Origin of the sequence: Arthrobacter sulfonylureivorans (assembly GCF_047607445.1) — a bacterium.
Classification (GTDB): domain Bacteria; phylum Actinomycetota; class Actinomycetes; order Actinomycetales; family Micrococcaceae; genus Crystallibacter; species Crystallibacter sulfonylureivorans_A.
Genome location: NZ_JBLKRT010000017.1, coordinates 1 through 21,217 on the forward strand (window position 1 = coordinate 1; position 21,217 = coordinate 21,217).

At 67.4% G+C, this 21,217-nt stretch carries 20 protein-coding genes; 10 read left to right on the top strand and 10 right to left on the bottom strand.

The genetic code is table 11. The features are described from left to right. The coding region (locus tag ACMX2H_RS09845; RefSeq protein WP_414960322.1) for an ABC transporter substrate-binding protein at positions 1-1,565 on the bottom strand (1,565 nt) is incomplete at its 3' end. A gap of 116 nt (positions 1,566-1,681) precedes the next feature. On the opposite strand from ACMX2H_RS09845, the gene ACMX2H_RS09850 reads away from it, so the two are divergent. Next, positions 1,682-2,404, top strand: a complete 723-nt coding sequence (locus ACMX2H_RS09850; RefSeq protein WP_414960323.1) for a GntR family transcriptional regulator — start codon at positions 1,682-1,684, stop codon at positions 2,402-2,404. On the opposite strand, the gene ACMX2H_RS09855 is transcribed toward ACMX2H_RS09850, so the two are convergent. Together ACMX2H_RS09855 and ACMX2H_RS09860 are read right to left on the bottom strand one after the other, a co-directional pair. After that, positions 2,371-3,138: a ribonuclease activity regulator RraA gene (locus tag ACMX2H_RS09855; RefSeq protein WP_414960324.1), complete on the bottom strand. Its 768-nt coding sequence runs from the start codon at positions 3,136-3,138 to the stop codon at positions 2,371-2,373. The genes ACMX2H_RS09850 and ACMX2H_RS09855 overlap by 34 nt on opposite strands. Before the next feature lie 201 nt (positions 3,139-3,339). Then, positions 3,340-4,842, bottom strand: coding sequence for a CitMHS family transporter (locus tag ACMX2H_RS09860; RefSeq protein WP_414960325.1), 1,503 nt, complete (start codon positions 4,840-4,842; stop codon positions 3,340-3,342). Between the two features lie 161 nt (positions 4,843-5,003). Between ACMX2H_RS09860 and ACMX2H_RS09865 the strand changes: the two genes are divergently transcribed. The 3 genes from ACMX2H_RS09865 to ACMX2H_RS09875 all read left to right on the top strand — a co-directional run bounded on the left by ACMX2H_RS09865 (position 5,004) and on the right by ACMX2H_RS09875 (position 8,402). Then, entirely contained in the window at positions 5,004-6,995 is a 1,992-nt protein-coding gene (locus tag ACMX2H_RS09865; RefSeq protein ID WP_414960326.1) for a sensor histidine kinase, read from the top strand. After that, on the top strand, positions 6,988-7,644 hold the full coding sequence (locus ACMX2H_RS09870; RefSeq protein WP_414960327.1) for a response regulator: 657 nt from the start codon (positions 6,988-6,990) through the stop codon (positions 7,642-7,644). The genes ACMX2H_RS09865 and ACMX2H_RS09870 overlap by 8 nt, the downstream gene beginning before the upstream one ends. Before the next feature lie 125 nt (positions 7,645-7,769). Continuing rightward, positions 7,770-8,402: a trimeric intracellular cation channel family protein gene (locus tag ACMX2H_RS09875; protein ID WP_414960328.1), complete on the top strand. Its 633-nt coding sequence runs from the start codon at positions 7,770-7,772 to the stop codon at positions 8,400-8,402. 58 nt (positions 8,403-8,460) lie between these two features. Here the strand turns inward: ACMX2H_RS09875 and ACMX2H_RS09880 are convergent, their stop codons facing one another. Further along, the gene (locus ACMX2H_RS09880; protein WP_414960329.1) at positions 8,461-9,624 is read right to left on the bottom strand and encodes a Gfo/Idh/MocA family protein; all 1,164 of its coding nucleotides are present in this window, start codon (positions 9,622-9,624) and stop codon (positions 8,461-8,463) included. A 55-nt stretch (positions 9,625-9,679) separates the two neighbouring features. Beyond that, positions 9,680-10,471, bottom strand: a complete 792-nt coding sequence (locus ACMX2H_RS09885; RefSeq protein WP_414960330.1) for an IclR family transcriptional regulator — start codon at positions 10,469-10,471, stop codon at positions 9,680-9,682. A 235-nt stretch (positions 10,472-10,706) separates the two neighbouring features. Between ACMX2H_RS09885 and ACMX2H_RS09890 the strand changes: the two genes are divergently transcribed. The 3 genes from ACMX2H_RS09890 to ACMX2H_RS09900 are packed head-to-tail and all read left to right on the top strand — an operon-like array spanning position 10,707 to position 13,339. Next, entirely contained in the window at positions 10,707-11,423 is a 717-nt protein-coding gene (locus tag ACMX2H_RS09890) for a CoA transferase subunit A (RefSeq protein ID WP_414960331.1), read from the top strand. Positions 11,424-11,447: 24 nt separating this feature from the next. Next, the gene (locus tag ACMX2H_RS09895; RefSeq protein WP_414960332.1) at positions 11,448-12,152 is read left to right on the top strand and encodes a CoA transferase subunit B; all 705 of its coding nucleotides are present in this window, start codon (positions 11,448-11,450) and stop codon (positions 12,150-12,152) included. Continuing rightward, positions 12,149-13,339, top strand: a complete 1,191-nt coding sequence (locus ACMX2H_RS09900) for an acetyl-CoA acetyltransferase (protein WP_414960333.1) — start codon at positions 12,149-12,151, stop codon at positions 13,337-13,339. Before ACMX2H_RS09895 ends, ACMX2H_RS09900 begins: the two co-directional genes overlap by 4 nt. 266 nt (positions 13,340-13,605) lie before the next feature. On the opposite strand, the gene ACMX2H_RS09905 is transcribed toward ACMX2H_RS09900, so the two are convergent. The 3 genes from ACMX2H_RS09905 to ACMX2H_RS09915 all read right to left on the bottom strand — a co-directional run bounded on the left by ACMX2H_RS09905 (position 13,606) and on the right by ACMX2H_RS09915 (position 16,484). Further along, positions 13,606-14,265, bottom strand: coding sequence for a uracil-DNA glycosylase (locus ACMX2H_RS09905; protein WP_414960334.1), 660 nt, complete (start codon positions 14,263-14,265; stop codon positions 13,606-13,608). 376 nt (positions 14,266-14,641) lie between these two features. Continuing rightward, positions 14,642-15,244 (bottom strand): biotin transporter BioY, encoded by a 603-nt coding sequence (locus ACMX2H_RS09910; protein WP_136786556.1) that lies wholly within the window; start codon positions 15,242-15,244, stop codon positions 14,642-14,644. 253 nt (positions 15,245-15,497) lie between these two features. Continuing rightward, the gene (locus ACMX2H_RS09915; protein ID WP_414960335.1) at positions 15,498-16,484 is read right to left on the bottom strand and encodes an LLM class flavin-dependent oxidoreductase; all 987 of its coding nucleotides are present in this window, start codon (positions 16,482-16,484) and stop codon (positions 15,498-15,500) included. Positions 16,485-16,647: 163 nt separating this feature from the next. Here ACMX2H_RS09915 and ACMX2H_RS09920 point away from each other — a divergent pair, with 163 nt between their 5' ends. Beyond that, on the top strand, positions 16,648-17,295 hold the full coding sequence (locus tag ACMX2H_RS09920; RefSeq protein WP_414960336.1) for an SAM-dependent methyltransferase: 648 nt from the start codon (positions 16,648-16,650) through the stop codon (positions 17,293-17,295). 75 nt (positions 17,296-17,370) lie between these two features. Here ACMX2H_RS09920 and ACMX2H_RS09925 read toward each other — a convergent pair whose 3' ends face one another. Both ACMX2H_RS09925 and ACMX2H_RS09930 read right to left on the bottom strand, forming a co-directional pair. Further along, on the bottom strand, positions 17,371-17,559 hold the full coding sequence (locus ACMX2H_RS09925; RefSeq protein WP_414960337.1) for a DUF1918 domain-containing protein: 189 nt from the start codon (positions 17,557-17,559) through the stop codon (positions 17,371-17,373). A gap of 55 nt (positions 17,560-17,614) precedes the next feature. Continuing rightward, positions 17,615-18,166 (bottom strand): acyl-CoA thioesterase, encoded by a 552-nt coding sequence (locus tag ACMX2H_RS09930; protein WP_414960338.1) that lies wholly within the window; start codon positions 18,164-18,166, stop codon positions 17,615-17,617. A gap of 179 nt (positions 18,167-18,345) precedes the next feature. Here ACMX2H_RS09930 and ACMX2H_RS09935 point away from each other — a divergent pair, with 179 nt between their 5' ends. Both ACMX2H_RS09935 and ACMX2H_RS09940 read left to right on the top strand, forming a co-directional pair. Continuing rightward, positions 18,346-19,134 carry an IclR family transcriptional regulator gene (locus ACMX2H_RS09935; protein WP_414960389.1) on the top strand — a complete coding sequence of 263 codons (789 nt, stop codon included), beginning with the start codon at positions 18,346-18,348 and terminating at the stop codon, positions 19,132-19,134. Between the two features lie 107 nt (positions 19,135-19,241). Next, positions 19,242-21,161 carry an FAD-binding monooxygenase gene (locus ACMX2H_RS09940; RefSeq protein ID WP_414960339.1) on the top strand — a complete coding sequence of 640 codons (1,920 nt, stop codon included), beginning with the start codon at positions 19,242-19,244 and terminating at the stop codon, positions 21,159-21,161. Positions 21,162-21,217 lie beyond the last annotated feature (56 nt).

Consider the following 21,217-nt stretch of genomic DNA (forward strand, 5'->3'; position numbering starts at 1 on the left):
TATTGCTTTGCCGGGCTGACCTCGGCCAGCCTCAATTCGTCCCCGGTCGCCGAGTTCGGCTCGTAGGCCACGCCCTCGGCCTTCGCCAGGACGCCGGTCATCCGCGCGATGTAGGCAAATTGCACTACCTCGTCCCGTTCGTACGCGAAGGCGTCGGCAAAGGCCTGCTGCCGCTCCTCGCCGGTCTGGGCCGCGGCCTTGGACAGGACATCGTCGAACGCCTCGGTGCCGAACATGCTCATCTGGCCGCCGGTCGTCATGTAGGAGTCGACGCTGAAGGACGCGTCGCCGGCCTGGTTGCCGTGCTGGACCACCATCGCGATGGCACCCTCGTTCAGAATGAACGGACGCACTTGGTACTGCAGCCCCGTGGAGGTTTCAACGACCTTGGCTTCGGCATTGAGGCCAATCTGCTTCAGCTGTTCCTGCAGCACCTCGGTCAACTGGTCGATCTTGGGGAACTGTCCGCTCCGGGCAACGATGGTGATTTTCTGGTCCACCGGCACGCCGTCGGCCTTCGCTTCCGTGACCAGTTCCTTGGCCTTCTGCAGGTTGAATTCCCATGGTTCGAGACCGTCGTTATAGCCGACGACGCCCGGCGGGATGATCTGCGAGGCCGGTTCGCTCTTGCCCGCGTAGAGCGACTGTGTGATGCCGGTCTTGTCGATGGCGAAGTTGATGGCCTGCCGGACACGGACGTCATCCAAGGGCGCGATGTCGCCGCTGAATCGCAGCGCGACCGTCTCGTTGTTTGGATAGTCGACGCCCAGTTCTCCCGCGCCGTCGTCAGAGCTCAGCCCCATCGCGATATCGGCCTCGTTTCCGGTGACCATCGCGGCCCGGACGGTTCCCTCCGAGCGCCACTGGTACTCGGCACGCTGGTAGGCGGGCGCGGTGCCCCAGTAGTCCTCGTTGCGCTGGAGCGTGATCTTCAGCCCGGCATCCCAGCTGTCAATCGCGTACGGACCGGTGCCGATCGGCTCGCGCACCTTGGCTTCCGCGTCGGTCGGGGCACCGATCTCGATGAAGGAAAGCCGGAGCGGCAGCACCGGGTCCGGTTCGGGAGTGCTGACCTTGAGGGTCAGGTCGTCCACAGCCTCCACGTCCAGGTCCGCGTCGCCAAAGATCTGCCCTTCGACGTCGCAGCTGAGATCGCCGTTGACGGCGCGGTCGATCGCGAAGGCGGCCGCTTCGGCGTTGAAGGGCGTCCCGTCCTGGAAGCTGACGCCCTCGCGCAGCGAGAAGGTCCATTCGGTGTCTCCGGTCGCTTCCCAGCTGGTCGCGAGCAGGGGATGGAGTTCGCCGCTGGTCGGGTCCCGCTCGATGAGCGGTTCCGTGATGTTGGAGCGAACGACGACGCCGGTGGAGGCCAGCGAGGAGTCGCACGGTTCCAGCGTCGTCGGTTCCATCGGCAGGACCAGCCGGAGTGCCTGGTCGCCGGCTGCGGAGTCGGCCTCCGAGTTGGCGACGGAACATCCGGTCAGCGTCAGTGCTGCCGCGGCAGCGATGACTATCGGGGCACGGAACGGACCGCGCCTGGTGTTGTGTTCAGCAAAAGAAAACATCGTTGATTCCTTAGGTTGATGGGAAAGGTAGGTGCGCCGGGACGGCTTGTCCGCCCGGATATTCATCAGCCGCAACCGGCGCGTCGTCGCGGGAAAGGTGAACTAAGCTGACCAGCATGACCTCGTTGCCGGACGCTGTTTCCTTGTCCCCGCTGCCCGCCCTGGGACCGGCGCCGACCCGTTCCGGCCTGATTGTGGAGTCGCTGAAGAGCGCCATTTTTTCGGGCCAGTTGCGCCCCGGCGAAACCCTCGTGGAGCGCAGGATTGCCGACCAGTTGGGTGTCTCGAAGACACCGGTCCGGGAGGCGCTGATCGTGCTGGAACGGTCCGGTTTGGTGGCCACCGTCAACCGGCGCATCGAAGTCCGCCGGCTGAGCTTCACCGATGTCCGCCACATCTATGAGCAGCGGGTGCTGCTCGAGCCGTGGGCCATTGAGGACGCCGCCCGGATCGATCCAGGGTTTGCCGCCGCGCGGCAGGCCCTGGACGATGCCCGGCAACACGCTGCGGACGGGAATAAGGCGGGCCAGGCTCTGGCCAACCGCCGGTTCCACCGCGGCATGTACTCCAGTTGCGAGAACGACTTCGTGGTCAAGGCCCTGGACAGCCTGCAGGACCTCACCGCCCTCGCCGTCGTCGGAGTGCTCTGGGAACGGTGGCCGCGCGGTGCCGCCGAGGCGGCCGAACACGAGGCGATCTACCGGGCGGCGCACCGCGGCGATGCCAAGGCGGCGGCTGCCATGATGCGTGACCACATCTCGGCCTCCATCGACCTTGTCAGCCGCCACGAGCGCCGCTCGGATGCTCATTCCGCGGAACGCGACAGCTTGTCCCGGTAAGCCTGGCGCATCTGCTCGTCCGGCGGATAGGTCCCGCGCAACGGCGCTCCGCCCTCGATCTGCTCCAGGATGAACTCTTCATGACGTTCCTGCTCCAGCGCGTCCCGGGCAACTTCTTCCGCGAGATGCCGCGGAATGCACACGACGCCGTCCCTATCGCCGACCATGATGTCGCCCGGGTAGATCGGCACCTCGGCACAGCCGATCGGCACCTGGACGTCCACCACGTGGTGCTGCGCCAGATTGGTGGTAGGAGAGGCGCCGGCGGAGTAAGTCGGTAGATCCAGATCCTCGAAACCCGCCATGTCCCGGAAGGAACCGTCGGTGACGATGCCTTCCGCGCCCCGGACCCTAAGCCGCGTGGCCAGGATGTGGCCCAGCGACGCCGCCCGCTTGCGGCCGCGTGAATCGACAACCAGAACCTGGCCGGGCTGCACAGCCTCGACCCCGGTGCGCTGCGGATGGTCGTAGTCCTGGAAGATTTCAGGGACGTCGATGTCTTCGCGCGCGGGAATGCAGCGCATGGTGAAGGCTTCGCCCACCATCCGCTGACGCGACGGATTCGAGAACGCCAGGCCCTCAAGGTAAGTGTTGCGGTAGCCGCGGGACATCAGTTGCGTGGTGATGGTCGCCGTGCTGACCTGAAACAATGCGTCCCGCACTGCCGGACTCAGTGGGACGTGGACTTGCTGCTCCCCCGATGCTGGAGAAGCAGGGGCAAGGCCTAGGGACATGGACATTTCCTCTCAAGTGCGAAAGCAATCGATATCTTGGTATACCAAGATATCGAGGAGCCTAGCGCAGATCGGAGAGGAACGGAACGTTTTAGCGCGGGACCGCGTCCCGGGACAGGCGCCCGAGGCTTGAAACGACGGCGGCGCCCGGGCTGGCCATGACCAGGACCCGGGCGCCGCCGTCGATATTGTGGTGTTGGCTCAGCTCCAGGGGATGGCGCCGAGCAGGATGCCCACTGCCAGCATGACCAGCGAGACGATGGCCGCGCGCCAGAGCACCTTCTTGTGGTGGTCGCCCAGTTCCACGCTGGCCAGCGAGACCAGCAGCAGGATGGCCGGGACCAGCGGGCTCTGCATGTGCACCGGCTGGCCGGTGATTGAGGCGCGCGCCATTTCGGCAGGGGCAATGCCGAAGTGGGCGGCGGTCTCACTCAGCACCGGCAGCACGCCGAAGTAGAACGCGTCGTTGCTCATGAAGAAGGTCATCGGGATGCTGAGCAAGCCAGTGATGACGGCCATGAACGGCCCCATGGAATCCGGAATGATCTCCACCAGCCAGACGGCCATGGCATCCACCATGCCGGTGCCGTTCAGCACGCCGGTCAAGACGCCCGCTGCCATCACCATGGAGACGACGGCGACGATGCTCTTGCCGTGCGCCACCAGCTGGGCGGCCTGCTCCTTGACGTTCGGGAAGTTGACCACCAAGGCGATGGCTGCGCCCACCATGAAGACATAGGCCAGCGGGACGACGTCCAGCACCAGGATCACCATGACGGCTACGGTCAGGGCGAGGTTGAACCAGAACAGTTTCGGGCGCAGGGTGGAGCGGTTGGGGTCCAGGGCCGAATCGGTCAGCGATCCGCCCGCGGTGTCCTCCTCGGCTTCCAGGACAGCCACCGAACCGCCGGTCGGAGCCGTGCCGGCCGGGGAGGTGCCGGGAACCGGCTTTCCGGCACCGAAACCGCCGCGGCCGCCGCCGAAGACCGAGCCAGCGTTGCCGCGGGAGGTGCCGGCACCGCCGTCGTTGTTCTGCCCGGCTTCCGCCCACAGGTCGGGCTTGCCTTTGGCCGCGGCCTTCGGGTTGCCGCCGGCCAGGCGCTTGCGCTCGCTCAGGCCGAGCGTCCAGGCGAACACCATCACAATGATCATGCCGGCCAGCAGGGAGGGGATCATCGGCACGAAGACGTCGGTGGGTGAGACATCAAGCGCCGCAGCGGCACGTGCCGTCGGGCCGCCCCAGGGAACAATGTTCATGGTGCCGTTGGCCAGGCCGGCCACACAGGTCAGCACCACCGGGCTCATGCCCAGCCGCAGGTAGATCGGCAGCATGGCGGCCGTGGTGAGAATGAAGGTGGTGGACCCATCGCCGTCCAGCGAGACGACAGCGGCCAGCACCGCAGTGCCCAGCACTACCTTGGCCGGGTCATTGCCCAGCGTGCGCAGAATGAAGCGCACCAGCGGGTCGAACAGTCCGACGTCGATCATCAGGCCGAAGAAGATGATGGCGAACATCAGCAGGGCTGCCGTGGACGTCAACGACTTCATCGACTCGAGGACCATGTCGCCCAGACCGAGGCCTGCCCCGGCGAAAAGGCCGAAGATTGTCGGCACAATGATCAGGGCCAAAACGGGTGTCAGTTTCTTGGTCATGATCAGCGCCATGAAGACCGCGATCATTGCGAAGCCGAGAAAAACCAGCACAGCAACTCCTTTGTTTTAACGCAGCCGGTGTGACCGGCCCTACAGACTTTAGGGTGGTGCGGGTCACGGTTGGCGGTTTAGTCCGGTTCAGGTGCATACTGCTTATTGCGCACGTTTTGCTCATTTAGCTCGCCGCCGTCGAGGCCGCGCCGGGAGGCACCATGGAGAACCGGGGCGACCGCCGTCCGCGGATGGGGTTCTCCGCGCGCATGCTGCTCCTGCAGGTAGCCGTGGTGGCCCTGGTGCTGCTGCTCTCCGCCGTGATCCTGGGCTGGCTGACCTACCAGCGACTGGGCGAAGATGCGGAACGCCAGGCCCTGGCGGTGGCGCGCGCCGTTGCGGCCTCGGGCGACATCCGCACCGAAACCGCCGCCTTGGCGCAGGCCGGCCCCGAACAGCTTTCTGCCAAGGCGTTGGCGGCCGGCCCCCTGCAGGCCCAGGCCGAAGACGTCCGGCGGCGGACCCGGGCACTGTTCGTGGTGATTACCGACGATTCGGGCCTGCGGCTGGCGCATCCCAATCCGGCGGAGCTGGGCCGGATGGTCAGCACCGACCCCTCGGAAGCGCTGGCCGGCCGTGAGGTCACTGAACAGGAACAGGGCACCCTGGGCCATTCGGCGCGGGCCAAAGTCCCCGTGTTCGCCCCCGGTTCCGCAGCCGTGGTGGGCGAGGTCAGCGTGGGGTTCTCTAGCCAGGACGTACTGCAGTCCCTGGCCAGCAACATCCTGCCCATCGCCGCCACCACTGCCGGGGCACTGGCCCTTGGCCTGGCGGCCTCACTGCTGCTGGGCCGACGGCTCAAGCGGCTGACCCTTGGACTCGAGCCCGAGGAGATTGCCGCCCTTACCCAGGACCAGGAGGCGGTACTGCGGGGCGTGGACGAGGGCGTCATCGGCGTTTCCGCCGAGCGCAGGATCACCGTATTCAACCGCGAGGCCAAGCGGCTGCTGGGCTTCACCATTGATGCCGAGCTGGTGGGGCTGCCGCTGGAGCAGCTGCAACTGCCCGGACCGGGGAAAGCCCGCTATGAGGAAGCCCGCTCTGCGGAATCCGGCCTGCCGGAAGCGCTGCGCCACCTGCTTGATGCCGCCGACCCGCAGTCGCCCACGGTGGAACTGGTGGTCGGCCCGCGGGTGCTGATCCTCTCCGCCCGGGAGGTGCAGGCCAGCCGCACCCCCGGCCGACGCGGCTACCGCCCCGGCACCGGCACGGGCCCGGATGTTCCGCGTGCCCCCGAGCTGGGATGGGTGATCATGTTGCGTGACCGCACCGCGGTCCAGTCCCTGACCAGGCAACTGGACGCCGTCGGCGCACTGAGCACTGCGTTGCGCGCGCAACGGCACGAGTTCGCCAACCGGCTGCACACGATCTCCGGCTTGCTGGCCACGGGACACCCCGACCAGGCCCAGGACTACCTCACGTCGATCATGCAGACCGGCCCGCTGAACTACCCCGCGGAGCAGGCAGAACTGCTGCAGGATCCGTACTTGCAAGCCTTCATCGGCGCCAAGAGCATGGAGGCCGCCGAGCGCGGAGTGACGCTCCGGGTGGGTCCGGAAACCCTGGTCCGCGGCCGGGTCACCGACCCGCAGGACGTGACCACCGTGATCGGGAACCTGGTGGACAATGCCGTCCGGGCGGCAGTGCACGGCAGCGATCCGGACCGATGGGTGGAGGTGGAGGTTATGGACGAACTGACCGACGGCGGTGGAACGCTGCATCTGGTGGTCGCTGACTCCGGCGACGGACTGCCCGGGCTCGCCGACGTGGCACCGGGCGACGACGGCTCCGGCGTTGAGCGGATCTTCGCCGATGGCTTCTCGACGGCGGGCGGTTCCCGGAACCAAGAGGCGGGCGACTCGCGGATCGAAGACGCGGCGAACGGCTCCCGGAACGAAGAGGCGGGCGCGGCGGCACCGTCGGAGTCGCAGGCGTGGGCGGCGGACTCGCCGATGACCGAGGCCGATTCGGCAGAACTGCCGGACATCCATGGTCAAGGCTTCGGCTTGTCGCTGATCCGACGGCTCGCACGCCGCCGCGGCGGGGATGTCTGGGTGGCGGATCCCGGACGGCCAGGCGGCCCCGGAGCCGTCTTCTGCGCCCGGCTGCCCGACACTGTTGAATCCGCATCACCAGGAGCAAACCATGGCTGACTTATCGGTACTGATTGTGGACGACGACTTTCACGTCGGGCGCCTGCACGCCAACTACGTGGATTCCGTTCCGGGCTTCAGCGCGCTGGCGCCGGTCGGAACCGCCGAGCAGGCCTTGCGCACCGTGCACGGACACGAGCCTGACCTGATCCTGCTGGACGTGTACCTGCCGGACGCGCTGGGGCTGGACCTACTGCGCAAGGTCGACGTAGACACCATCATGCTGACCGCGGCGGCGGATGCCCCGTCGGTCCGCAAAGCCCTGCGCCGCGGTGCGCTCGGCTACCTGATCAAACCGTTCACGGCCGAGGAACTGGCCAGGAAGCTGCGCGCCTACGCCCGCTACCGGCGGCTGTTGGCCGAGCAGCCAGCGGTGGATCAGGACACGGTCGACCGGGCGCTGCATGCGCTGCATCCGGCCGAAGCTGCGGTGGCTGCCCGCACCCGGTCGGCCACCGAGGCCGCCGTGCTGGAAGCGCTGGCGTCAGGGCTGCAGCGTTCGGCCGCGGAGGTGGCCCAGTCGGTCGGTGTCTCGCGTGCCACCGCGCAACGCTACTTGTCCGCTTTGGCCGACGACGGCGCGGTGGAGATCCATCTGCGCTACGGCACCACCGGGCGGCCCGAGCACCGCTACGGACGGGCCGGCTGACCCCGCGGCGGACACTCAGCCGGTCCGGGGCAAATACCTTCCGCGCTACCTCGCTTGGCAGGAAGGCGGCGGCGCAGCGGCGGGCGATCACCAGAACATGCGGCAGCGATGATTGGATGGCAGGCATGACCATTGGCTTGGTACTGGACCTCTTCGGCACCTTCTTCTTTGCCATGTCCGGGTGCATACTGGCAGCCCGCCGGAAGTTCGACATTATCGGGTCGTTGTTCCTGGGCACGCTGGCTGGGCTGGGCGGCGGGATCATCCGTGACCTGATTCTGGGCACCGTTCCCAGCGCCTTCAACAATCCGCTGTATTTCGTCCCGCCGGTGCTGGCGGCGCTGCTGGTGTTCTTCCTGTTCCGCAGCGTGGAGCGCTTCCAGCGCCCGCTGTTGATCTTCGACGCCGGCGGGCTGGCACTGTTTTGCATCACCGGAACGGTCAAGGCGCTGAGCCTGGGCATGAACCCGGTTGCTTCCGCGTTGCTGGGCCTGACCACAGCCGTGGGCGGCGGCATGCTGCGCGACGTCGTCGCCAATCGGGTCCCGCAGTTGTTCAACCCGGACGACCTGTACGCCGTGCCGGCCATGCTGGGCTCGGCGCTGGTGGTGGTGTTGTGGTCCGCCGGGATTTACGGCACGGCGGCAGCGGTGGGCGTGGCCGCCGTGGTCTTCGGGCTGCGCGTGGTCTCGCTGCATTACGGCTGGCACATCCCGCACGCCGCTCCGGCACGGTACACCGGCCGGCACAACGACTGACGGGAATCGAGCTGCCTCTGACGGGAATCACCCTGCCCGGCGCCGCCGCAACCAGTCCTCAGGCCCGATTTTGCCGGTGGATCTCCTCAATGATGCGGATGGCGTCGAGGGCATCCGCCGGCTGCACTGGAACCGGTGCTCCATGCTTAATGGCCGCAGCCAGTTGTCGGTAGAACTCCGGGTAGGCGCCGCGCTCGGACGGTACTTTGTGGATGTTGCCCGGCGTGCCGAGAGTGCCCCAGCGCTCTTGCGGTTCCACGCCATAGCCGTCTGTTCCGGGCACGGCGCCGGCATTCAGAGCGGCCTCCTGCCCGTCCATGCCCCAGGAGATGAAGGCCGCGGCAGAGCCGAGCACGCGGAACCGCGGCACCGGCTGCGCGGAAACCAGGTTCATCCACAACCGTGAGCGCACGCCGGACTCGTGCAGCAGCGAGACAAACGCATCCTCGTCCGCACCCCATCCGGCCCCTGCCTCGACTCCGCCCGCGGCTCCGGCTCCGGCCCCTGCCGCCAACTCGGGCTCCGACTCGGCGGACACGGATCGTGCAGCGGGTCCCGCCGCTGGCTCGACCCCGGACCGGGCAGGCAGCGTATGGCGGGCGGTCTCGCCGTAGACCGTCGCGACCGGGCCGAAGAGCGTCAGCGCTTGGTCGATCAGGTGCACGCCCAAGTCAAACAAGATGCCGCCGCCCGACGCGGGGTCTGCCGTGGCTTTCCACGCCCGCAGCCCCTCCGGCTTCCACCGCTCAAAGCGTGATTCGAACGTGTGCACCCGGCCCAGTTCGCCGCTGCCGATCAGCCTCTTCAGCGTCAGGAAATCCGCATCCCAGCGGCGGTTCTGGTACACGGACAGCACGACGCCGGCCTGCCGGGCCTTGGCGATGAGGGCCTCGCCTTGGGCTGAGACCGGGACAAAGGGCTTGTCCACCACCACGTGCAGCCCGTGGCTGATCGCTGCCTCGGCGAGTGCGTAATGGCTGCCGGGCGGAGTGCCGACCACCACCAGGTCCAGTAGATCCGGCTCCGCGAACAGCTCCTCCGCCGTCGCCACGATCCGCGCCGCGGGGTGTGAGGCTGCTGCCTGCTCCGCCCGCTCCGGACTGGACGTCACGATGGAATCCAGCGAATAGTCCCCGGAAGCTTCCAGGAACGGGGCGTGGAAGACCCGGCCGGAGAGTCCGTAGCCGATCACGGCGGTACGCAACGGGTGGTGTTCGGCCATGGATCCTCCTCCTGTGTCCCGGTGCCGGCGCGAGGCAAGCCAGCTGGGTTCGAGCCTATCGGCCGGTGGTCGGCTGCTCGCGCAGTTTCAGCGTGAGCTTGTGTGCTTCCTCGAGCAGCAGCTTGCCCAGGAACTCCTGACGGTCCGGGCGGAAGCGCTGCTCGATGCCGGTCAGCGACAGTGCCCAAGCCGGCCGGCCCTGCCGGTCAAACACGGCGGCGCCCATCCCCCAGCTGCCTTCCAGGATCAGACCGGGATTGACCGTGTAGCCGCGTTCCCGGGTCGCCGCCAGATTGCTGCGAATCTTTTCCGGCGCATGAGCCGGGCCAAACCGCTGCAGCCGGGCACCGCCGTCGTCAAGCAGCCGGTCAATCTCCTCGGCCTCCAGGAAAGCCAGGATGGCCAACCCCGCCGAAGCAATGCCTAAGGGGAAGCGGACGCCTTCGTGCAGCACGAAAGAGCGCACCGGGAAGCTGCCCTCCACCCTCACCAGGCAGACGGTTTCGTCGCCGCGGCGGATGGAGAGGAACGCGCTCTCGCCGGTCTCGTCCGCCAGCCGCTGCAGACTGGGCCGGGCCAGGTCTTCAATGGCGAACCGGCTGGCGGCCACCGAGCCGAGCACGTAGAGCTCCGGCCCCAGATGCCAGCTGCCGGTTTCGGCGTGGTGGTCCAGCAGCCCTTCCGCGGCCAGCGAGTTCAGTAGCCGGTAGACCGTGGGCCGGGTCAGGCCTGACGCCTGCACAATGTCGCCGAGGGCGGCCCCGGTCTCCGGCGCGCGGCCCACGATCCGCAGCAGCCTGGCCACCCGGCTAACCACCTGGGCGCCCTGCACTTGTTTCTCCGGCATCAGAGTCCCTTCTCGACCGGCGGGCGCCCTCTGGCAGCCAATTCACCGGAGCGAATCCACAATGTGGACAGTCTATCCGGCCTTGTCCATAGTGTGAATACAAGGTTTACAACGTCGTTGACGTGACGTGCGGAACACCTTTAGGCTGCCGGATAGACGTTGTCCACAAGATGGACAGAAGCGCAGGAACCAGTGGACTCACCGCAGGGGAAAGCACTCAACGAGGAGGAAGCAGATGTCCAAACTGACCACAGGACCCGCCGCCGCGCTGGCAGGCGTGCTGCACGACGGCATGACCATTGCGGTGGGAGGGTTCGGGCTCTCCGGCATTCCCGCCGACCTGATTGACGCGGTGCGTGATTCCGGCGTCAAGGACCTGACCGTGGTGTCCAACAACATGGGCATCGACGGCAAGGGCCTGGGCGTGCTGATCGAGGCCGGGCAGGTCCGCAAGGTGCTGGCCTCCTACGTGGGCGAAAACAAGCTGTTCGCCCAGCAGTTCCTGGCCGGAACGCTGGAGGTCGAGTTCAACCCGCAGGGCACCCTCGCCGAACGGCTCCGCGCCGGCGGGGCCGGCATCCCGGCCTTCTACACCAAGACCGGCGTCGGCACAGTGATCGCCGAGGGCAAGCCGCACCAGGAATTCGACGGCGAACTGTACGTGCTGGAGCGGGGCATCGTGGCCGACCTGTCGCTGGTCCACGCGCACACCGCGGACACCGACGGCAACCTGGTCTACCGCCACACCGCCCGCAACTTCAACCCGGTGGTGGCCACCGCGGGCCGCATCACCATTGCCGAGGCCGAGGTGATCGTGGAACCGGGCCAGCTGGACCCTAACCACATCGTGACCCCGAGCGTCTACGTGCAGCGACTGGTGCAGGCGTCCGACCGCGTCAAGGACATCGAGCAGCGCACCGTCCGCCCCCGCCCCGCCGTCGTCGGCGCCTGAGACCAACCCCTGAAGGAGAGAACCATGGCCTGGACACGAGATGAAATGGCGGCCATTGCCGCCAGCGAACTGAACGACGGCGACTACGTCAACCTTGGCATCGGCATTCCGACGCTGGTGGCCAACAACCTGCCCGACGGCGTGCGGGTGGTGCTGCAGAGCGAGAACGGACTGCTGGGCATGGGCCCGTTCCCGTACGACGGCGACGAGGACGCGGACCTGATCAATGCTGGCAAGCAGACCGTCACGGTGCTTCCCGGCGGCTCCATCTTCGACTCGGCCACCAGCTTCGGCATGATCCGCGGCGGCCACGTGAAGATCGCCGTGCTGGGCGCCATGCAGGTCTCCGGCGCCGGCGACCTGGCCAACTGGACCATCCCCGGCAAGATGGTCAAGGGCATGGGCGGCGCCATGGATCTGGTGGCCGGGACCCCGCGCGTGGTGGTGCTGACCGAGCACGTGGCCAAGGACGGCACCCCCAAGATCGTCAACGAATGCTCGCTGCCGCTCACCGGCGTGCGGGTTGTGGACCGGATCATCACGGACCTGGCGGTCTTTGATATTGAGAACGACGGCGATGCCCCCTCGCTGCGCCTGGTCCGCCTTGCACCGGGGGTCACCGTGGCAGAGCTGCGTGAGAAGACCGAGCCGGACTTCGCCGTCGCGCCGGAACTGGAAGAGGCCCCGGAGACCGATCTGGAAGCCGCACTGGAAGGAACGCACCGATGAGCCTGAAGGAGCAATTCGGGAAAGACATCCTGCTCACCGGCTGGGGACACTCCCCGTTCGGCAAGCTGGCGGACGAGACGCTGGAATCGCTGATTGTCGGCGTGGCCCGGGAAGCCATTGCCAACGCGGGGCTGGAGCCGGGGCAGATCGACGAGGTCTACCTGGGCCAGTTCAACTCCGGCATGGTGCCGCTGGGTTTTGCGTCCTCGCTGGCGCTGCAGGTCTCGGATGAGCTGGCGAACGTGCCGGCCACCCGGGTGGAGAACGCCTGCGCGTCCGGCTCGGCCGCGGTGCAGCAGGGCGCAAAGTCGCTGCTGGCCGGCACCGCGCGCAACGTGCTGGTGGTCGGCGCGGAGAAGATGACCCACGCGGGCGCCGACGTGGTGGGTGCTGCCTTGCTAGGCGCCGATTACGAGGCGGCCGGCAAGCCGAGTTCCACCGGCTTCGCCGGACTGTTCGCCGAGACCGCCAAGCACTACCAGAAGCGCTTCGGCGATGTGGGTGACGTGCTCGGCTCAATCGCGGCAAAGAACCACCGCAACGGCGTGGCCAATCCGTACGCCCAACTGCGCAAGGACCTGGGCGAGGAGTTCTGCCAGACCCTTTCGGACAAGAACCCGGTGGTGGCCGAACCGCTGCGCCGGACCGACTGCTCGCCGGTCTCGGACGGCGCCGCCGCGGTGGTGCTCAGTACCGAGGCACCGCGTTCCGGAGCCGCGGCTGCTGCCGTGCGGCTGGCCGGATTCGGCCATGCCAACGACTTCATGCCGGCCGAGAAGCGCGACCCCACGGCCTTCGCGGGCAGCCGGGCCGCCTGGCAGCGGGCGCTGGGCATGGCCGGCGTGGGACTGGAGGATCTGGACCTCGCCGAGGTGCATGACTGCTTCACGATCGCCGAACTGATCATGTACGAGGTCATGGGGCTGACGGCCGCCGGCGAGGGCCGCCGTGCCATCGAGGAGGGCACGGTGTACCGCGGCGGCAAGCTGCCGGTGAACCTGTCCGGCGGCCTGAAGGCCAAGGGGCACCCGGTCGGCGCAACCGGCGTCTCGCAGCACGTGGTCAGCGCCATGCAGCTCTCCGGTACCGCCGGGGACATGCAGCTGCCGGGTGCGCGGCGCGCTGCCGTGCACAACATGGGCGGCTTGGCGATCGCCAACTACGTCAGCGTGCTCGAAGCGGTCTAGCCACCTGCCGTTCACTCTTCAATCGACTGTACGGATCTGGCCCTTCCGGGATCTTTGGGAGGGCCAGATCCGTACAGTCGATGGGTTTTCAGCCCGCCGTCGAAATTTGCGAGCGGCGGAGTGCGGGGTTGGGCCGCGGCCATGCCGCAAGCTCCGGGCTGGTCATACCGGTGGCCGTGGGCTGGTCATTATCGGCAGCTACGGGCTGGCCATTCGACGCAGATCCGGGCTGCTCCTTCCGGGCATCCGCGCCCGATGCACCCGCGTCATTGGCTCCTCCGAATGACGCCGGTGTCCAGCAGGTCCTGCAGGCCTCGACGGAACAACTCCTTACCGCCATGGGCCGGATGGCGGATCTTCGGCACATCCAGACCGCTCGCGGTCACGCTCCGATGCCCGATGTTCCCCACCGCGACCACCGAGTCGATCTTGAACAGCCGGGCCAGATCCTGCCAGAAGAGCGTGCCGGCCGCGATCTCCGGCGCCGACGGCGTGCGGTTGGACTGCGGCCGCCCGGGCTGGTGCGGATGGAACGGATAGGCGCTCCACAGCAGCGGCAGGAAATCCAGTTCTGCCAACACGTTCCACATCACCGTGGCGGTGGGTTCGGCCGGGACGGTCAACACCTCCGGCGGCAGCAGGTACCCGTTGTCCGAACCGAACATGCTAAAAGGGTCGTGTCCGGAGATCAGCGCCTTGTTCGTGAAGGGGACGCCGGTAACGGTCATGCCGCGATAGCCCGGGGCCTCCCCTACCAGCAGGACGGTTGGCCGGCGTTCCAGCATTTGCTCAAAGTAGCGGGTGACGTTGTGCCGGCGTGCTGCGTTCTCCGGCAGCTCGGTAGAGAAGAAGTTGCGGCTGGCGGGCCCGGTCCGGAACGTGCCCAACCGCTCCACAAACTCCCGGATCCCTTGGCGCGCCGTCACCTTCCCAACGTATCCGATCCGGTTCGCAGAACAAGGGAGGCCTAGCTGACCCGCCTCCTCGCTAAATCGTTAGCAATCCAGTGGCGGAAAGATGCAGCGGGATGGCCCTGTCATGGGGTGATGGGGCACCTATTCTCCACTCGATCGGAATCTCCGGCTCCAGGCACTCAACCTCGGAGTCAAAAACGCGCCGGGCCCCACCTCGGAGTCCAACAAACGCCGAGCCCCAACCTCAGAGTCCAACAAACGCCGGGCCCCAACCTCGGAGTCCAACAAACGCCGGTGCCCGCCGCGGGAACGAATCCCCGCGGCGGGCACCGGCGTCGTGCTGTGAAGTTGTCAGGATGCGGCGGGCGCGGAGCCTGCCGCCAACCCGCTAGGCGCGGGCGGAGTCCTTGGGCAGCCGGGCGGCCAGCTTCCAAGCGGCGGGCATGGCGGCGGCCGCGATCAGGGACTTCACGATGCCGCCGATGATGAACGGGTACAGGCCCCACTCGAGCGTCTGCTGCAGATCGGCGCCCAGCGAGATGGCCAGCCAGGCCATGCCGAAGACAAAGGTAATCACGGTGCCGGCGAAGAAGGAAACCGTGGCGCCCAAGAACTTCTTGTCCCAGTTGCGCTTGGCCAGCCAGCCGGTCAGGCCTGCGGCCGCCACGAAGCCCACCAGGTAGCCGCCGGTCGGGCCGACGGCAGCGGCCAGGCCGGAGGAGGCCTCGGAGAACACCGGCATGCCGGCGACACCGGCCACCCAGTAGAGCGCCATCGCCAGCATCCCGCGCACCGGGCCGAGGGTGCTGCCAACCAGCAGCACGGCCAGGGTCTGGCCGGTGATCGGGACCGGCCAGAGCGGCACGGCCAGCTGCGCCATCACAGCGGTCAGGCCGGCGCCGCCGATCACCAAAGCGGTGTTGGTCAGGGCGGTGCTGGGGACGAGGGCATCGGCCAGAACACCCTGGCGCGCGACGACGGCTGTACTCATGTTTGCTCCTTCTCGAGGGGTTTATCCCTGCGAAACTCCGGATCCGAATCTCGCACCACTGTACCGGGCGTCCCCAACGGCGTCGCGGTTTGTGGCGATGATTACGCCATTTCCAGCAGTATCGAGGCAACCGGCCCACGCCGGCCGTGCAGGCTAAGGCGCCAGGCCCGCGGTCACGCACGGGTCCATGCCGGCCGAGGCGCCAGCTCCGCGCAAGCTCAGGCAGCTCAGCGTGCCCTCGGCCCGAACCGGCTCAGGCGGCCAGGCCGCTGGCCTGCGCCGTCAGTTCCAGGGCGCGCAGGCGCTGCGCAACCGAGGGCGCCTGGAACGCCACGATCATCTCGTCGGCGTCGGCGTGCTTGGCGAATCCCTCCAGGTACTCCGTCACGGCATCCGGCGTACCGACGGCCGAGTACTTGACCATCTGCTCCACGTGCTGGCCCTGCGGCGAGTCCAGGATCAGGTCGGCTTCCGCGTCGGTGAACTTCCGGTCCCGGCCGAACAGCAACGAGACCCGGCTGCGCCGGACAATCCGGAACTGCTCCTGCGCTTCCTCGTTGGTGTCCGCCGCGATCGCGTTCACCCCGGCGATCACGTACGGTTCGGCGAGCTGCTCAGAGGGCTGGAATTCGCGGCGGTAGACGGACACCGCGTCCTGCAAGGCGTTCGGTGCGAAGTGCGAGGCGAACGAGTAGGGCAGCCCCAGCGCAGCGGCCAGCTTGGCGCCGAACAGCGAGGAACCCAGGATGTACAGCGGCACGTTACTGCCCTTGCCCGGCGTCGCATCCACGCCCTTGATCCGGGTCTGACCGGTGAGATAGCCCTGCAGCTCCAGCACGTCCTGGGGGAACGAATCGGCGCTCATCGGATCGCGGCGCAACGCCCGCAGAGTGTTTTGGTCGCTGCCCGGTGCGCGGCCCAAGCCCAGGTCGATGCGGCCCGGATGCAGAGCTTCGAGGGTGCCGAACTGCTCGGCAATCGTGAGCGGAGCGTGGTTGGGCAGCATGATGCCGCCGGCGCCCAGCCTGATCGTGCTGGTGTGCGCGGCAACGTGGGCGATCAGCACGCTGGTGGCGGAAGAGGCGATCGACGCCATGTTGTGGTGCTCGGCGTACCAGACGCGCCTGTATCCGAGTTCCTCGGCCCGTTGCGCCAGCGCCACACTGCCGGCCAGGCTTTCGCCCACGGTTTCGTTGGTGCCGATGGTTGCCAGATCAAGGATGGACAGAGGTACGTTCACGCCGACGGCCTTTCGTTGCGGGATGGCCCAGGGTAGTTGCCGCGGGCACACGTCGGGCATAACGACGGCGGTGCCCGCCTTATTTCTTCCCCGTCCCCTCGGTGGGTTGTGGCTGGTGGCCGGGCGTTCTGCGCGGCGGGATCCCGGCGTAGAGTCTGGAGGCATGGAACATCGCCATCAAGGCCATGCGGAGGACCCCGACGAGTTCTGGGAGTCCTTCTACGCCGAGCGGGACCAGATCTGGAGCGGCCGGCCCAACGCCATGCTGGTCCGCGAGCTCTCCGGCCTGCGGCCGGGCAAAGCGCTGGAGCTGGGCTGTGGCGAGGGCGCTGACGCCATCTGGCTCGCGGAACAAGGCTGGCAGGTTACCGGCCTGGACATGTCGGCGCTGGCGCTTCAACGGGCGGCCGAGCACGCCGCACAAGCCGGCGTTGCGGAACGGATTCACTGGCGGCGGCAGGATCTGGCGGATTGGGAAGCCGCGGAACAGTACGACCTGGTCTGCGCCCAGTTCCTCCACTCACCGGTCGAGCTTCCGCGGAACGCGATCCTCGCGTCGGGCGCCCGTGCAGTCTCCCCCGGCGGCCGACTGCTGATCGTCGGCCACGAATCGTTTCCGCCGTGGTCCAGGCATCCAGAGCCGGAGGAAGCTCTGCCTACCGCGGCCGAACTCGCCGCAGAGCTTGGGCTGGATGGTCCGGCCTGGACCTTGGAGACGGTGGACTCGGTTGAGCGCGAAGTCACGGGACCGGACGGCGAAAGCGGCACGGTGACGGACAGCGTCCTGCGCGCCCGCCGGGTGGCTGCCTAGCCCGCCAGCTTTCCCGTCCGGCTGCCCGGACGTGTCCTACAGCGGGCCCACACGACACCGGGTGTGTGGCAGCTCTTATCGGGCAGCGTGCTCAATGCTGCAATCGGTGCCGGGAAAGACCACACTCTCGTGGCCGTCGTCGAAACGAACGAAGTAGGGCGGGGCACCGCCATCACCTCGAACCTCGATGACTTCTCCGTGCCGGTCCGCCGACTCCACCGTCTTTCCCCTGATGACGATGCGGTCTCCGGGTGCTGCGATCATGACCGCTCACCTCCCTCCTCCATAGCGTAGGGCAACGAGGTGACGGCGACCAGAGTCAGCGCACCCAGCGGTGCGGAGCAGGACGGCGGGTGCTGGGCAGCGCGTTGTTCTCCCGCCATTCATGCAGCCACTCGGGCAGCACCAAGTCAGCCGGCGGCTGCTGGCCGGTTGCCGCAAAGATCTCCTCATTCGCGACCGGTCCCTGCTTCGATACCAGCCGCGTGGCAATGTAAGCGCGGGCATAGATCTCACCGCGGGACACCATTCGCTGCTCGAAATAGATGGCGCGGTCGTCGAAGCCGATAATCCGGGTTTCAATGCTGTACTGCTGACCGAGGGTGAGCGACTTGCGGAAGGCAATGGTCTCCGCACTGACCACCGGGGACCAGCCCTTCCGGCGGAAAACGTCCCACACCCCGGCACGCACCATCAACTCGAAGCGCCCAAGGTCCATCAGCGAGAAGTACATCCCGTTGTTGACGTGCATGGCGATGTCGATGTCCGTGGGCAGCACGCGCAAGAGCAGCGAGGACGATTCCCAAATACCCAGTGCGGGCCGGCGGCGCGCTGTGACAAGCAGCAACAGGGTCCGGAAGATCAGGTGCATGCCGTCATGCTACCCGCTGGTAACTTGGCTTCCCAGCACCGGTAAGGTGCTGTTTGCAGCGGCGGACCCGCAGGCGACGGACCGGAAGGAACGTACCTGTCCGCACTTGACCGACCACCAGGCCCCTGCCGCCACCTCCCAGCCCCGCACATCGGGGCTAAACTTCTGCTGTGCAGAACATGAGCATCGTGAAGAAGCCCGGCTACGCCGTGGACTCCGTCGATCGCGCCTTGCAGCTGATCGTGCTCCTGCAGGAGCGGGACTGGCTGCGGATCACCGACGCGGCGACGGCGCTCAATGTGGCCCCCTCCACGGCGCACCGGCTCATGGCCATGCTGGTATACCGGGGTTTTGCCCTGCAGGATGACCAGCGGCGGTACTGCGCCGGCCCCGCGCTGCGCTCCGACTCCTCGGCAGATCCTGCCCGGGCTGCCGTCTCCATCGCCCGTCCGCACTTGGAGGCGCTTGCCCTCTCCGTACGCGAAACCGTCAACCTCGTGGAACGCGTCGGCGTCACCGCCCGCTACCTGTTCACTGCCGAGGGCCCGCAGTTGCTGCGGGTCGGAAACCGCACCGGCTCGGTGCTTCCGGCGCATCTTTCGTCCGGCGGCAAAGCCATCCTGGCCACGCTGCCGGCAGCGTCGGTCGCGCAGCTCTACACGGGCCGGCAGGCGCAAAAAACCGGCGCCAGCCTCGCAGCGGCGGAGCTGGAGAACCTGCAGCAGGAACTGGCGGAAGCGCGGGCGCGGGGATATGCCGTCAACCTCGGGCGTACGGAGGCGGATCTCGCAGCGGTTGGAGCACCCCTCGCCACCGCAGGCCGGGCTGCCGCGCTGGCCGTATCGATTAGTTCGCCCTTGTCACGCGGCGCCGAGATCCAGCGGAGGGAGGTCATCGCCGCCCTCCATGCCACTTGTCAGGCTGTGCTGCGCGATCTTCAAGCGGAAGGCGCGCTGCCTGCCGCGTAGCATTCTGCTGGACAGAAAACTCTTGGCCTATCCGTGGCGCCGGTCACTACGCTGTTATGCGACGACCGAGCCGGGCAACACGGCCTGACAGAACCACCAGGAGCATCATGCAGTTTTATCTCGACGGCTACCATCCAGGCGACCCCGAACTCCGGCCGGCTGCGGACGGCCGCTCGGACCGCCAGGGCGAATTGCCGGCGGAGGTGGACGTTCTAGTAGTCGGCACTGGACCAGCCGGCGTTGTGCTGGCCGCCCAGCTGGCCGAATTCCCGGGCATCACCACGCGTGTGGTGGAGCGGCGCGAAGGCCCGCTGGCACTGGGGCAGGCCGACGGGGTGGCCTGCCGAACGGTCGAAATGTTCAATGCCTTCGGCTTGGCCGAGCGCTTGGTCCGCGAAGGCTACTGGGTCAACGAAACCGTGTTCTGGCGGCCGGATGACCAAGACCGCTCACGGATCGTCCGCAGCGGACGGGTCCAGGATGTGGCCGACGGATTGTCCGAGTACCCGCACGTGATCGTCAACCAGGCCCGGATGCAGGACTATCTGCTGGAGCACATGCGCAAGTCCCCCAGCCGGCTGGAACCGGACTACGGCCTGGAAGTCACCGACGTCGAGGTCGACGGTTCAGGCGACTACCCGGTCCGGGTGACCATGCGCAGGAGCAAGGCCGACGCGCCGTCGGAAGAGGTAACCGTCCGTGCCAAGTATGTGGTGGGCTGCGACGGTGCCCGCAGCAGCGTCCGCCGGTCGATCGGCTTGGAACTGCGTGGCGACGCCCGCAACCATGCCTGGGGAGTCGCGGATGTTTTGGCCGTCACGGATTTCCCGGACGTCCGCTTCAAGGCCGCCATCCAGTCGGCGCAAGACGGCAACATCCTGCTGATCCCGCGCGAGGGCGGCTACCTGATCCGGTTGTACGTGGACTTGGGCGACCTCGACCCTGCCGACCGCGGCGCCCGACAGCGGTTCACTTCGGACATGATCATCGAAGCAGCACAGCGCATCCTGCACCCGTACACACTGGAGGTGAAGGACATCGCCTGGTGGTCGGTCTACGAAGTTGGCCAGCGCATCGCCGACCGGTTTGACGACGTCGAGCCGGACGAGCGCGGCCAGCGCACCCCGCGCGTCTTCATTGCCGGCGACGCCTGCCACACGCACAGCGCCAAGGCCGGCCAGGGCATGAACGTCTCCATGCAGGACGGCTTCAACCTGGGCTGGAAGCTCGCCGCCGTCCTGGAAGGCCGCAGCCCGGAGTCCCTGCTGGATACCTACTCGGCCGAGCGCCACGCCGTGGCCCAGGAACTGATCGACTTCGACATCCGCTGGTCCAAGACGGTCAGTTCCCGCCCGAAGGATCCGAACCGGCCCGGTGACGAAGGCCTGGAACCGGCCGAGCTGGAACGGCAATTCGTGGAGGCCGGCCGCTTCACCGCTGGCTTCGCCACGGACTACGCGCCGTCAATGATCACGGGCGAGGAAACCCACGAGCACTTGGCCAAAGGTTTCCCGATCGGCGAGCGGTTCCACTCGGCCCCGGTTGTCCGGTTGGCCGACGCCAAACCGGTGGGGTTGGGCCACACTGCCCAGGCAGACGGACGCTGGCGGCTCTACGCCTTCGCCGACTCCGCCCACCCGGGTGCGGCGGACTCCCGGTTGGCCGGCCTGTGCCGGTTCCTGGCTGAGTCCGAAGATTCGCCCGTCCGGCGCTATACGCCCGCCGGAGCCGACGCCGATGCGGTCTTCGACGTCCGCGCCATCTTCCAGCAGGGGCACCGGGTGCTGGACGCCAACGACGTGCCGTCCTTCCTGTTCCCGCGGAAGGCTCCCCTTGGCCTGAAGGACTACGAGAAGGTCTTCAGTCCCGACCAGAAGCCCGGGGAAGACATTTTCGATCTGCGCGGCATCGACCGCCAGCAGGGCGCCTTGGTGGTGGTTCGGCCGGACCAGTATGTCGCCCACGTACTGCCGCTCGACGGATACCAGGAACTCTCGGACTTCTTCGCCGGCATCCTGCAGGAGTAAGGGAAACCGACGACAAATGGCGGCGGACACGTACCCGCAGGTTCCATGTCCGCCGC